General features: G+C 74.6%; 10 protein-coding genes. 5 read left to right on the top strand and 5 right to left on the bottom strand.

What is annotated here, in order from left to right; all coding sequences use genetic code 11:
* Nucleotides 1-21: 21 nt before the first annotated feature.
* Genes IRQ30_RS11690 through IRQ30_RS11675 form a run of 4 tightly spaced genes read right to left on the bottom strand, consistent with a single transcriptional unit; the run spans nt 22 to nt 2,986 of the window.
* Nucleotides 22-1,053 carry a 1-acyl-sn-glycerol-3-phosphate acyltransferase gene (locus tag IRQ30_RS11690; RefSeq protein WP_193613028.1) on the bottom strand — a complete coding sequence of 344 codons (1,032 nt, stop codon included), beginning with the start codon at nt 1,051-1,053 and terminating at the stop codon, nt 22-24.
* Nucleotides 1,050-1,874, bottom strand: coding sequence for a patatin-like phospholipase family protein (locus tag IRQ30_RS11685; RefSeq protein ID WP_193613027.1), 825 nt, complete (start codon nt 1,872-1,874; stop codon nt 1,050-1,052). The genes IRQ30_RS11690 and IRQ30_RS11685 overlap by 4 nt, the downstream gene beginning before the upstream one ends.
* A gap of 15 nt (nt 1,875-1,889) precedes the next feature.
* Nucleotides 1,890-2,240 (bottom strand): DUF3817 domain-containing protein, encoded by a 351-nt coding sequence (locus IRQ30_RS11680; protein ID WP_193610065.1) that lies wholly within the window; start codon nt 2,238-2,240, stop codon nt 1,890-1,892.
* Nucleotides 2,237-2,986, bottom strand: a complete 750-nt coding sequence (locus tag IRQ30_RS11675) for an SURF1 family cytochrome oxidase biogenesis protein (RefSeq protein ID WP_193613026.1) — start codon at nt 2,984-2,986, stop codon at nt 2,237-2,239. Before IRQ30_RS11675 ends, IRQ30_RS11680 begins: the two co-directional genes overlap by 4 nt.
* A 174-nt stretch (nt 2,987-3,160) precedes the next feature.
* Between IRQ30_RS11675 and IRQ30_RS11670 the strand changes: the two genes are divergently transcribed.
* The 3 genes from IRQ30_RS11670 to IRQ30_RS11660 are packed head-to-tail and all read left to right on the top strand — an operon-like array spanning nt 3,161 to nt 7,653.
* Entirely contained in the window at nt 3,161-4,135 is a 975-nt protein-coding gene (locus IRQ30_RS11670; RefSeq protein ID WP_193610063.1) for an AAA family ATPase, read from the top strand.
* 9 nt (nt 4,136-4,144) lie between these two features.
* Nucleotides 4,145-5,350, top strand: coding sequence for a DUF58 domain-containing protein (locus IRQ30_RS11665; RefSeq protein WP_193613025.1), 1,206 nt, complete (start codon nt 4,145-4,147; stop codon nt 5,348-5,350).
* A complete protein-coding gene (locus tag IRQ30_RS11660; protein WP_193613024.1) occupies nt 5,347-7,653 on the top strand; it encodes a transglutaminaseTgpA domain-containing protein in 2,307 nt (768 codons plus the stop codon). Before IRQ30_RS11665 ends, IRQ30_RS11660 begins: the two co-directional genes overlap by 4 nt.
* Before the next feature lie 3 nt (nt 7,654-7,656).
* Here IRQ30_RS11660 and IRQ30_RS11655 read toward each other — a convergent pair whose 3' ends face one another.
* Nucleotides 7,657-8,625 carry a hypothetical protein gene (locus tag IRQ30_RS11655; RefSeq protein WP_193613023.1) on the bottom strand — a complete coding sequence of 323 codons (969 nt, stop codon included), beginning with the start codon at nt 8,623-8,625 and terminating at the stop codon, nt 7,657-7,659.
* Nucleotides 8,626-8,740: 115 nt separating this feature from the next.
* Here IRQ30_RS11655 and IRQ30_RS11650 point away from each other — a divergent pair, with 115 nt between their 5' ends.
* Together IRQ30_RS11650 and IRQ30_RS11645 are read left to right on the top strand one after the other, a co-directional pair.
* Nucleotides 8,741-9,763 carry an App1 family protein gene (locus IRQ30_RS11650; protein ID WP_193613022.1) on the top strand — a complete coding sequence of 341 codons (1,023 nt, stop codon included), beginning with the start codon at nt 8,741-8,743 and terminating at the stop codon, nt 9,761-9,763.
* 123 nt (nt 9,764-9,886) lie between these two features.
* Nucleotides 9,887-14,812, top strand: coding sequence for a carboxypeptidase regulatory-like domain-containing protein (locus IRQ30_RS11645; protein WP_193613021.1), 4,926 nt, complete (start codon nt 9,887-9,889; stop codon nt 14,810-14,812).
* Nucleotides 14,813-14,819 lie beyond the last annotated feature (7 nt).

Raw genomic sequence — 14,819 nt, 5'->3', positions numbered from 1 at the left:
CGGGTCGGTGTCATTTCGTGGTCATCGCAGGCGGCGGCGACGCGACGGCGGCGGCGGGGCGGCGTCGTAGGCCTCGATCCAGGCGTCGATGCGCTCCCACCAGCCGAAGAGCCAGTCGATGCGCTCCTCGCGGCCCTCGGGGATCTCGTCGCGCGGCACGGTCCACCACCGCATCACGATGCGCTTGTCCATCGGCAGCGCGCGCCACAGGTCGCCGACGGTGAGGAGGTGGTCCAGGCCCGTGTGCGCCACCAGCACGACGTCGGCCTCGGGGGCGGCGTCCAGGGCCGCGATGAAGCCGCCGGGACGCGGCGCGAGGACGTTGGTCATCGCCTCAGCGCGCTCGGCCATCCGCTCCAGCCCCAGCTTGCGGAGCTTGTCGATCGCGCGCTCGCGCCGGGCGGGGGTGAAGTTGCCGCCCTCGGGGAAGATCACGAACGCGTCGTTCGCGTCGAGACCGGCCGCCAGGGAGGCGATCTGGCTCTCCAGGTCCTCGCCCGCCCCCGGGTTGGGCGAGATGAAGCTGGCGGGGATCCGGCGCAGCACGACGTCGATCATCGGGTCCCACGCGAGGGTGTCCTTGAGGACGACGCGAGGCTCGCGGGCGTACCAGTGCATCAGGGCGTGGACGAGCGTGAACGAGTCGCCCGGGCCGGCGTGCCGGCACGCCACGAGGAGCGGGCGGCCGGGGTGGGCGTCGGGGTCGGGCCCGTCGGTCTCGATCGTCAGCTTCAGCACCCGCCGGGCCTCGCGGAAGAAGACCCACATCACGCCCTGCACCAGGTCGTAGTGGATGCCCTCGAAGTACGGCGAGCGGATGCGCCGCCCGAAGCCGCTGGCCAGCCACAGCCCGAGCAGCACGAGCAGCATCACGGCCTCGATCGTGAGGTAGACCAGCACCACCCACGCCAGCCGCAGCGCCCGCCACCGCCCGGGCAGCAGCGGGGAGAGGGCGGCGGCGCCGATCAGCCAGACGGGCAGCGTCAGCCACAGCACCCCCGCGAGCGCGACGACGGCGGGGGCCACGACGACCCGCCGCAGCACCCGGGTCACAGGTGCTCGTCGAGGTAGGCGAGACCGGCCTCGTAGGTGCGGTCGATGCGCTCCTCGACCGTGCGGAAGTCGCGCGTGCCGAAGAGGGTGTCGTCACGCGACGACGTGCCGCGCGCGGGCAGGACGTGGCACTCGACGCCGTCGGGCAGCTCCTCCAGCTCGCGGGCGAAGCGGTGCCGGCGGGCGATCTCAAAGGACACCCGCGCCACCTCCCACGGTCGCTTGGGCACGCTCAGCGGCCGGTCGATGCGCCCCACCTGCAGGACGAAGACCCGCGTCGCGCCGAGCTGCACCGCCCGCCCGAGCGGGATCGAGTTCACGATGCCGCCGTCGAGGTAGTGCTCGTCGCCCACCTTGGCCGGGGGCAGCAGCCCCGGTACGGCGGCGCTCGCGATCACCGCGTCCACGACCGGGCCGGTGGTGAACCAGTGCTCCGCGGCCCGCTCGATGCTGGCGGCGACGACCTGGAGGCGCACCGGGAGCTCCTCGAACGTGACGTCGCCGAGCTCCTCGCGCAGCCGCTGGGTCAGCGGCTTGGCGGAGTAGATGTGGGTGCCGGTCGCCACGGCGCGGCGCACGGTGCGCAGAGGCTTGTCGCCGTAGACCTCGCGGCCCGACTCGCTCGCGCCGCGCCAGAGCTCGAGCATCCGCGGCACGACGTCGACGGTCGGGTCCTGGGCGACCAGCGCGCCGTTGAGCGCGCCGACGCTGGTGCCGAGCACGAGGTCCGGCCGCACGTCGCGCTCGAACAGCGCGCGCAGCATGCCCACCTCGACCGCGCCGAGGACCCCGCCGCCGCCGAGGACGAAGGCGGTGGTCACGCGGTCGCCACCGGACTACGCCGCGCTGGGCGCGAGCTCGTCGGCGTGCTCGGCGCGCACCCGCTGGGTGGCGCGGTGCTCGGCCCAGAAGCTCAGCACCGGGACGGTGCCGCAGAGCAGCGTGACGACGGTGAAGCCGAGGTCCCAGCCGGCCTTGCGCGAGAGCAGGAACGCCGTCACCAGGAAGATCATGTAGAGCCAGCCGTGCGCCACGCCGAGGTACTCGGTGATCCAGGCGCCGAGCTCCTGGCCGCCGGAGCCGTCCTCGAGGAGGTACTTCAGGGGCATCCCGACCAGGATCAGCACGATCAGCAGGACACCCACGATCGTGGCCATCACGCGGTAGCGGGTCAGGGTGCCGTTCACGCCTCCGAACGTACCCGGTCGTCCTGGGTCACGGGCTCCGGGGGCACGCGCTCCTCGCGCACGAACCGCCACCAGATGAAGGCCGCGAAGCCGCCGAAGACCCACCACTCCAGGGCGTAGAGGAAGTTGCGCAGCGCCGTGAACCGGCCGGGCGCGGGCAGCTGCTCGAGGGTCGCGGCCCGCAGGCCGTCGAGCGGCTCGGTGGCCACGCCGTAGGCGCCGTAGAGGTCCTGGTCGACGTGCTGCACCAGGTCGGCCGTGCGCAACTGCGGGAGCACGTCGTCGCTCGGGTCGTCGTCGGCCTGCCCGGTGCCCTCGGTCGGTTGCAGCCACGCGACCACGTCGGCGGTGCCGGCCGGGGCGGCGGGCGCCTCGTCGACGCGCTCGGTCCAGCCGCGTACGACGGGCAGGGCCGAGCCGTCCGCGGACCCGACCGCCAGCGGCGTCACGACCCAGTAGCCGGCGACGCCGTCGACCTCGCGGCCCTCCACGTAGACCGTCGAGTCGGGCAGCCAGGTGCCCGAGACCTCCACGGGCTGCCCCACCTTGTCGCCGGGGAACGGGTCGTCGCCGCCCATCACGTCGGCGAGCGGCACCGGCTCCAGCTGGGTCAGGTCGACGGCCTCGGAGGCGCGGTGGCGCTGCCAGGCGTCGTACTGCCAGACGCCCAGGCCGCACGCCACTCCCACGCAGACCACGGCGAGCAGGTGCGCGCCGATCATCCGGGGGGTGAGGTAGGCGCGCACGCCTCCAGCGTACGGAGCCGACACGACTGACCCTCCGGTGGTTGAGGAAGGCGCGCAGCGCCTGTCTCGAAACCCGACGAGCTCAGTCGAGGCCGTCGCCCGGCTCACCAGGTTTCGAGACGGTTGCTGCGCAACTTCCTCAACCGACGGGCCACCACGGGTAGCCTCCCGGGCATGACGTTGAGCACCGAGCAGGCGCACTGGTTCCGGGCGGGCTTCAACGACATGGCCGACAACATGGGCCAGGCACTGCTCGGCAAGGAGCACGTGATCCGGCTGTCGCTGACCTGCCTGCTCTCCGAGGGCCACCTGCTGCTCGAGGACCTGCCCGGCACCGGCAAGACGATGCTGGCCCGTGCCCTGGCCAACACCGTCGAGGGCAGCCACGCGCGGATCCAGTTCACGCCCGACCTGCTGCCCACCGACGTCACCGGCGTGACCGTCTACGACCAGCAGAAGGGCACCTTCGAGTTCCACCCGGGCCCGATCTTCCACGACATCGTGCTGGCCGACGAGATCAACCGGGCCTCGCCCAAGACGCAGTCGGCGCTCCTGGAGGTCATGGAGGAGGGGCACGTGACCGTCGACGGCGTGACGCACGACGTGCCGCGCCCGTTCATGGTGATCGCCACGCAGAACCCGGTGGAGCAAGCCGGCACCTACCGCCTGCCCGAGGCCCAGCTCGACCGCTTCCTGATGAAGTCGTCGGTCGGCTACCCCGACGCCGCCTCCACCGAGGAGCTGCTGCTCTCCTCCCACATCCGCGACCGCGCCGAGCTGGTGAAGCCGATCGCGACGACCGCCACCATCGCGGAGATGTCGGCGCTGGCCGCGCAGGTCCACGTCGACCGCTCGATCGTCACCTACGTCCGCCAGCTCGCCGAGGCCTCCCGCGAGCTGCAGCACGTCAGGATGGGGCTCTCGGCGCGCGGCTGCCTGGCACTGGTGCGGGTGGTCAAGACCTGGGCGGCCGCCGACGGCCGGACCGCGGTCGTGCCCGAGGACGTCAACATCCTCGCCGAGCCGGTGCTGTGCCACCGGCTGCTGCTCGACCCCCAGGCGCAGTTCAGCGGCGTCACCGTCGCCGACGTGATCGGGCAGCTGCTCACCTCGGTGCCGCCGCCCGTCGACCGCGCCCGCCGCGACTGACCCACCACCGTGCCCGCCCTGCGCCGCCTGGCGCGCCTCGCGCTCGCGAGCACCACTCCGGCCGGTCGCGCCGTGATCCTGCTGGGGCTGGTCAGCACCGTCGTCGCCGCGGAGGCCGGCTACGAGGAGTTCCGCCTGATCGCGGTGATGTGCGGCCTGCTGGTGCTCGTGGCGCTGCTGCTCTTCGCGCTGCCCACGCGGGTGCGGGCCCGCCTCGAGCTGCGCCCGGCCCACACGATCGCCGGGGAGACCGGCCTCGGGGAGCTGCAGGTCACCAACCTGCGGCTGACCCCGCTCTACCACCCACTGGTCAGCGTTCCGCTCGACGCCGAGCGCGACGACCGCCGCGGCGCCCAGCGGGTGCACGTGCGGATGCCGGTGCTGCGGCGCAACCAGCCGGTGGTCGAGCAGTTCGAGGTCCCGGCCGTACGCCGCGGCGTGCTCCGCGTCGGGCCCGCCGGCGCCCGCCGTACGGACCCGTTGGGGTTCTTCCAGCGCCAGGCCGCCTGGTCGAGCGCCGCCGAGCTGCTCGTGCGGCCGCGGATGGTGTCGGTCGAGGGGCTGGGGCCCGGCTCGGTGAAGGACCTCGAGGGCACCCCCAGCGACCAGGTCTCGATGAGCGACCTGGCCTTCCACGCGCTGCGCGAGTACGTGCGCGGCGACGACCTGCGCCACGTGCACTGGCGCTCGTCGGCCCGGGCCGGACGCCTCTACGTGCGTCAGTACCACGACACCCGCCGCAGCCACGTGGTCGTGCTGGTCGACGACAGCCGCGCGGCCTACGCCGATCCCGAGGACTTCGAGCTGGCGCTGCAGATCGCCGCGTCGGTGGTGATGCGGGTGGCGCTCGACGAGTTCGACCTGAGCCTGGTCTGCGGGCCCCAGCAGCTCTCCGGCGCGGCCCACCACGTCCTCGACGCGTTCTGCTACTCCGAGCTCGCCGCCGGCGACCTCGTCGTCTCGGCGCGCACGGCCGCGCACCTCGCCCCCGACGCCAGCCAGCTCATCGTCGTCTCCGGCAGCCGGCTGGACCTCGGGCTGCTCGCCGACGTGCGCGCGGCGTTCGCCGACGACGTGCGCTTCCTCGGCTTCCGTGCCGACCTGGACGCCGACCCCGACGAGACCGGCGCCCAGGCTCCGCAGCTGATCACGGTCGACCGGCTCGAGCGGCTGCCCGGGCTCCTGGCGGCCCACGTGCGCGGGATCGTGCTGTGAGCGCCCCCGACCTGACGCCGCACCTGCGGCCAGCGCCCCGGCCCCCGCGCGGTCCGCGCGAGCCGGCGGTGCAGTCCTTCCACGTCTGGGACCTGCTGCTGGTCTTCGGCCTCACCGCCATCGCGCTGGTGGGCTGGGAGTCGACCTTCCGCGGACCCGGCTGGTGGATCGCCGGCGGGCTGGCGGCCCTGACCGGGATCGTCGTCGCGATGGCGGTGGTCTCGGCCCGCGGCGGCGTGGAGATCGTGACGCTGGTGCTGCTGGTCGGCTACTACCTGGTGTCGGGGCCCATCGTCGACGGCACCCTGCGCCTCGACGGCCTGCGCACGCTGGAGTCGGGCGTGCGCGCCAACTCCGAGGGCTGGTCGATCCTGCTCGGCACCCATCCGCCGATCGACGCCTCCGGAGCGGTGCTGATCGCGCCGGTGCTGCTCAGCCTCACCTCCGCCGGGGTGGGCGCCGCGCTGGCCCTGCGCAGCCGCCGGGCGGCGACGCCGCTGGTGCCGCCGACGCTGATGCTCGGCGCGGTGCTGCTGCTGGCGCAGCCGGAGCCGGTCTCGGTGCTGCTGCAGGGCGTCGGCTACGGCACGCTGGCGATGCTGTGGATGCGCCTGCGCGGCCTGCGCATCGACGAGGCGGCCCACGGTCGCGACCCGGCCCGGGGCTGGCGCCTGGTGGGCAGCGTCGCGCTGGTCGTCGTGGTGGCCCTGGTCGCCGGGCTGCTGGCGAGCACCTCGCCGCCGGGAGAGCGGCTGCTGCTCAGCCGCAGCCTCGCGCCGTACCAGGTGCAGAAGCTGTCGACTCCGCTCGACGAGTTCCGCGACTACACCCGCCAGCAGGGGCGGACCGAGGGCAACGTCTTCGAGTCCAAGCTGTTCGTCGTCGAGGGGGCCCCGGCCGGCGCGCGGCTGCGCCTGGCGGCTCTCGACACCTACGACGGCTCCAGCTGGCAGGCCGACAACGACACCGACCCGACGCGGCAGGACGACCGCTTCCTGCGGCTCTCCTCCACGATCGAGAACCCCTCGTCGGGCAAGGAGCGCAAGATCACCGTGCGTCCGACGCCCAGGTACACCCAGCCCTGGGTGCCGACGATCGGGGCGCTGCGCTCCTTCCAGTTCCTGGGCTCGGCGCGCCCGGACGCCCAGTCGCACCTGCGCTACAACCCCGCCACGCAGACCGCGGTCATGGACGACCGCCTCGAGAAGGGCGACGCCTACCTGTTCACGAGCGGGCTGACCGGCGGCCTCCTCAAGCAACGGATGTCGCCCTCCGACGAGCTCGACACCGACCTCTACGACCGCGCGGCGTTCCTCCAGCCGGCCGTCGAGTCGTGGGCCGCGGGCGCGAAGTACCCGATGCAGGCGCTCTTCCAGGTCGCCGCCCGGCTCAAGGAGGTCGGGCGCTACAGCTCCGGCACCGAGCCGTGGGAGTCGGTCTACCGCCCCGGGCACGGCGAGCAGCGGCTGGGCGACGGCTTCGTGCTCGGCGTCCCGACGGTCGGCGACGACGAGCAGTACGCCTCCGCGATGGCCCTGCTCGCGACCCGGCTCGGCATCCCGGCCCGGGTCGTCGTCGGCGCCGTCGTGCCGAAGTCGGGCACCGTGCGCGGCAAGGACGTCCAGGCGTGGGTGGAGATCCGGATCGAGAACGGCAGCTGGCGCACGCTGCCGACCGAGACCTTCATGGGTCGCAAGCCGCCCGACCGCGGGTCCCCGGAGCCCGAGCCGCGCTCCTTCCCGCCGTTCGAGCCACCGGCCCCGGAGCCGGGCGAGGAGCCCGAGGCCGAGGAGCCGCAGGTCGACGAGCCCTCGGAGGACGCGGAGGCCGACGCCTCCTCCGGTGTGCCGTGGCGACTGGTGCTGCTGGCCCTGCTCGTGCTGCTCGTGGCGGCGATCCCCCTGGCCAAGCTGGTGCGCCGGCGGCGCCGTCTCGCCGCGCGAGCGGTCACCGCGCGCTACGCCGGCGCGTGGCGCGAGCTCGTCGACCGCGCCCGCGACCTGGGCACGCCCGTGCCGGGCGGACTGACCCGCCCCGCGGAGGCGCGGGCGATGGCGGCCTCCGACGGCGATCGGGGCGACGGCGACGGCGATGCGGGCGCCCTGCTGACGCTGGCCGGCGAGGCCGACGCGCGGATCTTCGGCGCCGACGAGCCCGCGCCGGCCGACGCGGCGGCGTTCTGGGCGCTCGTGCGCGACCGGCGCTCCGGCCTCGCCGCCGACGTCCCCCTGCGCCGCCGCGTCTGGGCGGTCTTCAGCCCGGCGTCGCTGCGGCCGCCTCCGCCGCCCGACGACTCGGTGTGAGAGCTACGGCGCGCAGGCCGCGAACGGCAGGCGTCGCTGCAGCGTGAGTCGCGCCGCGACCGCGGGATCGGCCATGGCGAAGCCGATCCGCCCGCCCACGGGGTCGGCCACGCCCTGCGTGAAGCCGCGCGCGAGCGCCGGGCCGGTGCTCGGCAGCGCCTCGGAGACCCGCAGCCGGTCGAAGACGTCGTCGCGCGACGGGCCGAGCCGCACCGTGGCCAGCGAGCCGCCGAAGGACACCGACCAGGTCTCGAGGTCGTCGAGCTCCGCCTCCGTCGCGCCTCCCGTCGCCGCTATCGCTGCGTCGGCGCCGAGGGCGGTCTCGGCCGGGACGCAGGCGCGCTCGACGTACGTCGCGCCGGCGGCGGCGCCGGCGACCAGGTCGCCCAGCTCGTCGTCCTGCGCCCACGACGAGGCCGCGTCGGGCGCGGCACCCACCGAGACCAGCCGGGTCTCCTCGTCCAGCTCGGCGCCGGCGAGCGGTCCGACGCCGTCGCCGACCGCGCGCCGTACGCCGGTCAGGTCCAGGTCGTCGCGGAGCCGGGCCACCCAGCCCTGCCCGGACGGGCCGGAGAAGCCGGCCTCCCACGCGACGTCGTCCTGGGTGAAGCCGTAGTCGCGCAGCAGCCGTGCGTCGACCGGGCGCAGCCGGCCGGTCGACAGCAGCGGCGCCCGTGCCTCGGCCCGCCGCCAGAACGCCGCGCGCGCCGCCGGCGGTGACGCGCTCGTCAGCAGGGGCTCGCCGAGCTGCAGCCGGACCTGGTCGAAGTCCGTGACGGTCAGGGTCGTGGCGTCGGCGGGCACGAGGGTCAGCGCCGCGAGAGCAGGGGCCAGCTCGGGGTCGAAGGCCTGTGGGAGAGCGACTGTCGAGGTCGGCAGCGGGGGCGCCGGCACGGGCTCCGGCTCTTCGACCGAGCACCCGCCCACCGCCAGCGCCGCGGCGAGGAGCGCCGTGCCACCCCAGATTCTCACCGGGGCAGTCTGCCACTAGGGCTGATGCTGCCGGGCGCACTCCCGGCCGAGCACCCGCTGCACCCGCCGCGCCCGCCGCGCCCGCCGAGGCTGGCCGCGGCGGTAGGTTCCCGGCATGAGCCCGACCCACCGCGCCGCCCGGATCGAGGACCGCGTGCACGGGCTCCTCGAGGAGCGGCTCGTCGCGCGCGGCTGGGCGCCGCACCTGACGCCGTACGTCGGCTACGGCGGAGCCGGCTGGGTCCGGGTCCTGGCCCGGGTGCTCCTGGCGCCGCCGCGCACCCCGCGCGAGGCCCGACCCGAGCGGCGGGGATGGCGGCGCTTCACGAGCGTCTCGGCCGACGGCATCGAGGTGACGGTGCGTGTCGGCGGCGCGACGCACGTCGTGACGAGCAGTCGCGACGGCTACATCGACGCCCGGCTGCCCTGCGACCTCGAGCCGGGGTGGGCGAGCGCGGAGCTGTCGGTCGGCGACGACCCGCCCGTGGCCGCGCGGCTGCGCATCGTCGGCGAGGGCACGACGTTCGGGATGGTCAGCGACGTCGACGACACGGTGATCGTCACCATGCTGCCGAAGCCGCTGCTGGCCTTCCGCAACGCGTTCCTCGTCCGCGAGAGCGCCCGCAAGGCCGTGCCCGGCATGGCCGACCTCTACGCCGGCATCCTGGACGCCCACCCCGACGCGGCCGTCGTCTACCTCTCCACCGGCGCGTGGAACACCGCCGGCGCGCTCGGCGACTTCCTCGAGCGGCACGGCTACCCGCCGGGTCCGCTGCTGCTCACCGACTGGGGACCGACGACCGAGGGCTGGTTCCGCTCCGGCCAGGCGCACAAGCGCGCGCAGCTCGAGCGGCTCTTCGCCGACCTGCCGCAGGTGCGGTGGCTGCTGGTCGGCGACGACGGCCAGCACGACCCGACCATCTACGCCGAGGCCGCCGAGGCCCACCCCGACCGGGTGCACGCCATCGCGATCCGCCAGCTCAGCGTCGGCGAGCAGCTCGCGCGCCACGGCCTGCCCACCGGACCGGACCCCCTCACCGACGCCGCCAGCGAGGGGGGCACCCCGGCCGTCTGGGCCCCCGACGGCGACGGCCTGCGCGCCGCGCTCGACGACCGCGGGCTGCTGCGCTCGGGATAGTCCCTCAGCGGCGACTCCTGGCCTCCTGACGCGTGGCCGATCCCGGCCACGGGGGCGGCCGATCTCGGCCACGTCTCGGCATTCGGCCCGCGCGAGGAGGCTTCCTTAACTACGGTCCGAGCCATGCTCCCTCACCGCACCGCCCGCGTACTCGCGCGCCCTCGTGCCCGCGGCCGCCTGGTCGCCCTGGCCCTCGGCCCCCTCCTCGCGATCGCGGGGCTCGCCGCCGTGCCCGCCCCGGCCTCCGCCGCCGCACCCACCAACGACGACTTCGCCGACGCCCAGGTCCTCGACACGCTGCCCGCCACGGTCACCGGCGACAGCACCGACGCGACCAGGGAGCCCAACGAGCCGTCGCACGCCGATGCCCCGGGCGGCGCCTCGGTGTGGTTCTCCTGGACCGCCGCGGCCAACGGCTTCGTCTCGGTCGACCCGGCCGGCACCGGCTTCGACACGGTCGTGGGGGTCTACACCGGGCCTGCGGTCGGGGACCTGAGCTCGGTCGCCGCCGCCGACGACGGCGACGCAGGACTCCAGGGGGCCGCGACGTTCGAGGCGACCCAGGGCACGACGTACCGCATCGCGCTCGACTCCTACAACGGCTCCGGTGGGGCGTTCACGCTCACGGTGGCCGCGGCCGGCCCGCCGACCGGCGCCATCCGGGGCCAGGTCACCGACGCCACCGCCGAGCCGCTCTCCGGCATCTGCGTCGACGCCTACGCCACCGAGGGTCAGTCCGCGAGGCAGGCGCTCACCGACGGGACCGGCTACTACACCCTGGCCGACCTGCCCGTCGGCGACTACCGCGTCCGGTTCAGCGACTGCGGCACCGGCGCCTTCGTCACCGAGTTCTACGACGACGTGACCACCTACGACGACGCCTCCTCCGTCCGCGTGCGCGCCGACGCCCAGACCGGCTCCATCGGCGCGCAGCTCGCCGCCGCCGGCTCGTCGGGCTCGATCTCCGGACGCGTCGTCGACCGCAACAGCAACGGGCTCGCCGGCGTCTGCGTCGACGCCTACTCCGCCGAGGGCACCTCCGCCGGCCGCATCGTCACCGACGACTTCGGTGACTACCGCATCTACGGCCTGGCGGCCGGCACCTACCGCGTCGGCTTCGGCGACTGCGGCTCCGGCGCCTTCCCCGAGTTCTTCGACGACGTCGCCACCTACGCCCTCGCCAAGGACGTCACCGTCGTCGCGGGCACCCGCACGAAGGACGTCGACGCCCAGGTCTCGCTCCCCGACGACCCGGCGATCATCACCGGCCGGGTCACCGACGACCAGGGCGCACCGCTCGCCAACATCTGCGTGACCGCGACCGTCGCCGGGCAGCTCCAGTCCTGGCAGGTCCGCACCGACGGGGACGGCCGCTACTCGGTCGAGGTCATCCCCGAGACCTTCATCATCGACTTCCTCGACTGCGGCCTGGGCTACCCGATCCAGGAGTGGTACGACAGCAAGACCGCCGCCGACGCCGACACGTTCGCCGTGACCACCGGCCGGCCGACCGTGATCGACGCCAGCATGGTCATCGGCGGGCACGTCACCGGCACGGTCAGGAACGACGCCGGCGCCGTGCTGCCCAACATCTGCGTGGACCTGTGGAACCAGAACGAGACCCGCGCCCAGGACCCCGTCGTGACAGGCAGCAACGGCACCTACCGCTTCCGCGACATCGTGCCCGGCACGTACGTCGTCGGCTACCGCAACTGCCGCAACGCCGGCCCCTACGCCGACGAGTTCCACGCCGACGCCGCGACGTTCGCGACCGCCACCCCGGTCGTCGTCCCCCGCGCCGGCACGGCCGTCGCCGACGGCACCCTCGAGCGCATCCCCGAGCCGGACACCGAGATCGTGACCGGGCCCGTCGCGGGGTCGACGATCGCCAGCACCACGGCGACGTTCACGTTCGCGAGCGTGCCGGCCGACGCGGCCCGCTCGTTCGGGTGCCAGATCGACTCCCGCCCCTGGGCGGTCTGCACGAACCCCAAGACCTTCACGAACCTGGCCCAGGGCTCGCACACCTTCCGCGTCTACGCCATCGGCGCCGGTGGCGTCGAGGACCCGACCGAGGCGACGCGGACGTTCCGCGTGGACACGGTCGCGCCCAACACCGTCATCGACACGGGGGTCGCCGAGGGTGCCACCATCGCGACGACGACGACCTCGTTCACCTTCCGGGGCACCACGACCAGCGACACGGCGAAGATCCAGTGCCAGCTGGACGACGCCGCGTGGGCCGACTGCACCAGCCCGCTGGCCCTCACCGGCCTCGGCGAAGGCGCGCACACCGTGCGCTTCCGGGCCCAGGACGCGGTCGGCAACGCCGACGCCACCCCGGCCACCCGCTCGTTCCGGGTCGACACGCTCGCGCCCGACACCACGGTGGACTCCGGTCCCGACGACGGCGCGACGCTCGCGACCGGCGCGGCGACGTACGCGTTCTCCGGCACCGCCGGCGACACCGCCAAGCTCCAGTGCCGCGTCGACGAGGGCGCCTGGGCCGACTGCACCAGCCCGCTGGTCCTCAGCGGCCAGGGCGAGGGCGAGCACACCGTGCGCTTCCGCGCCCAGGACGCCGCCGGCAACGCCGACGCGACGCCGTCGGTGCGCACGTTCACGGTCGACACCACGGCGCCGGACACGACGGTCGACTCCGGGCCGGCCGACGGAGCGACGCTGACCACCGACGAGGCGACGTTCGCGTTCTCCGGCACCACCGGCGACACGGCCAAGCTCCAGTGCCGCGTCGGCGAGGGCGCCTGGGCCGACTGCACCAGCCCGGTGACGTTCTCCGACCTGGGCGAGGGCGACCACACGGTGGCCTTCCGCGCCCAGGACCGTGTGGGCAACGTGGACGCGACGCCGGCGACGCGGTCGTTCACCGTCGACACCACCGCGCCGGACACGACCGTGGACAGCGGCCCCGCCGAGGGCGCCGTGCTGACGGCCGACGCGGCGACGTTCACCTTCTCCGGCACCGCCGGCGACACCGACACCTTCCAGTGCCGGGTCGACGACGGCGAGTGGACCGTCTGCGCCAGCCCGCTGGCCCTCACCGACCTGGCCGAGGGCGAGCACACGGTGCGCCTCCGCGCCCTGGACGCCGCCGGCAACGCCGACGCGACGCCGGTGGTGCGGACGTTCACCGTCGACACGGTGGCCCCCGAGACCAGGGTCGACTCCGGTCCGGCCGACGGCGCCACCCTGACCACCGGCGCGGCGACGTTCACCTTCTCCGGCACCGCCGGCGACACCGACACCTTCCAGTGTCGGGTCGACGACGGCGAGTGGGCCGACTGCACCAGCCCGCTGGCCCTCACCGGTCTGGTCGACGGCGAGCACACCGTGCGCTTCCGCGCCCAGGACGCCGCCGGCAACGCCGACGCGACGCCGTCGGTGCGGACGTTCACGGTCGACACCGCGGCGCCCGACACGACGGTCGACTCCGGCCCGGCCGAGGGTGCGGTGCTGACGACCCGGTCGGCGACGTTCACCTTCGCGGGCACCGCCGGTGAGACGGCGCTCCTCCAGTGCCGGATCGACGACGGCGAGTGGGCCGACTGCACCAGCCCGGCGACGTTCGCCGAGCTGGCCGACGGCCAGCACACCGTGCGCTTCCGCGCCCAGGACGCGGCCGGCAACGCCGACGCCACCCCGGCGACGCGCACGTTCACCGTCGACACCACCGCACCGGACACGACCGTCGACTCCGGGCCCGCCGACGGCGCGGTGATCGCGACCGGCGCGGCGACGTACACCTTCTCCGGCAGCGCCGGCGACACCGACGCGCTCCAGTGCCGGGTCGACGACGGCGACTGGGCGAGCTGCACCAGCCCGCTGGCCCTCACCGGCCTGGCCGACGGCGGGCACACCGTGCGCTTCCGCGCCCAGGACGCCGTCGGCAACGCCGACGCCTCGCCGGCGGTCCGGACGTTCACCGTCGACACGACCGCGCCCGAGACCACGGTCGACTCCGGCCCGGCCGACGGCACCGTGGTGACGACCTCGTCGGCGACGTACACCTTCTCCGGCACCGCCGGAGACACCGACGCGCTCCAGTGCCGGGTCGACGAGGGCGAGTGGGCGAGCTGCACCAGCCCGCTGGAGCTCAACGACCTGGCGCAGGGCGATCACACCGTGCGCTTCCGCGCCCGGGACGCCGCCGGCAACATCGACGCCACGCCGGCGGTCCGGACGTTCACCGTCGACACGGGTGCGCCCGAGACCACGGTCGACTCCGGCCCGGCCGACGGCGCCGTGCTGACGACCTCGTCGGCGACGTTCGGCTTCTCCGGCACCGCCGGCGACACCGCGAAGCTGCAGTGCCGCCTCGACGAGGGCGACTGGGCCGGCTGCGCCAGCCCCGCCACCTTCGGCGACCTCGCCGAGGGCCGGCACACCGTGCGCTTCCGCGCCCAGGACGCCGCCGGCAACGCCGACGCCACGCCGGCGGTCCGGACGTTCACCGTCGACACGGTCGCGCCCGACACGGTCGTGGACTCGGGCCCGGCAGAGGGGTCCGTGCTCAAGACCCGCTCGGCGACGTTCGGCTTCTCCGGCACCGCCGGCGACACCGCCGCCCTGCAGTGCCGCGTCGACGCGCGGGCCTGGGCGGACTGCACCAGCCCGGCGACGTTCGGCTCGCTCACCGACGGGGCCCACACCGTGGCGTTCCGCGCGGTGGACGCGGCCGGCAACGTCGACGCCAGCCCAGCGACGCGGACCTTCCGCGTGCAGGTGCCGGTCGTCGTGACGCCTCCCGCGGCGACCGCGACGCAGCTGTCGCTGACCGCGCCGCGCAGCGTCAAGGCCGGCAAGAAGGTCACGCTGAAGATCAAGCTGACCGGCGTCACGTCCGGCACCGTCGTGATCCGCGACGGCCGCAAGATCGTGCGGACCGTGGTGGTCAAGGGCAAGCTCGTGGTCAAGCTGAAGCTCAAGCCCGGCAAGCACAGGCTGAAGGTGACCTACGCCGGCACGACCAGGGCCAAGCCCTCCGCCTCGCCCGTGCGAGTCGTGGTGGTCAAGCGCGCGCGGCGGTAGCGCAGCG

This window comes from Nocardioides lijunqiniae, from assembly GCF_015024225.1.
GTDB lineage: Bacteria > Actinomycetota > Actinomycetes > Propionibacteriales > Nocardioidaceae > Nocardioides > Nocardioides lijunqiniae.
Note: the sequence above shows the minus strand (reverse complement) of the source record. Positions and strands in the feature narration are given on the sequence as shown.

Bases quoted from the DNA above. Each gene is read 5' to 3' on its own strand.
- IRQ30_RS11670 (WP_193610063.1), top strand. From the start codon at position 3,161: ATGACGTTGAGCACCGAGCAGGCGCACTGGTTCCGGGCGGGCTTCAAC.
- IRQ30_RS11645 (WP_193613021.1), top strand. From the start codon at position 9,887: ATGCTCCCTCACCGCACCGCCCGCGTACTCGCGCGCCCTCGTGCCCGC.
- IRQ30_RS11650 (WP_193613022.1), top strand. From the start codon at position 8,741: ATGAGCCCGACCCACCGCGCCGCCCGGATCGAGGACCGCGTGCACGGG.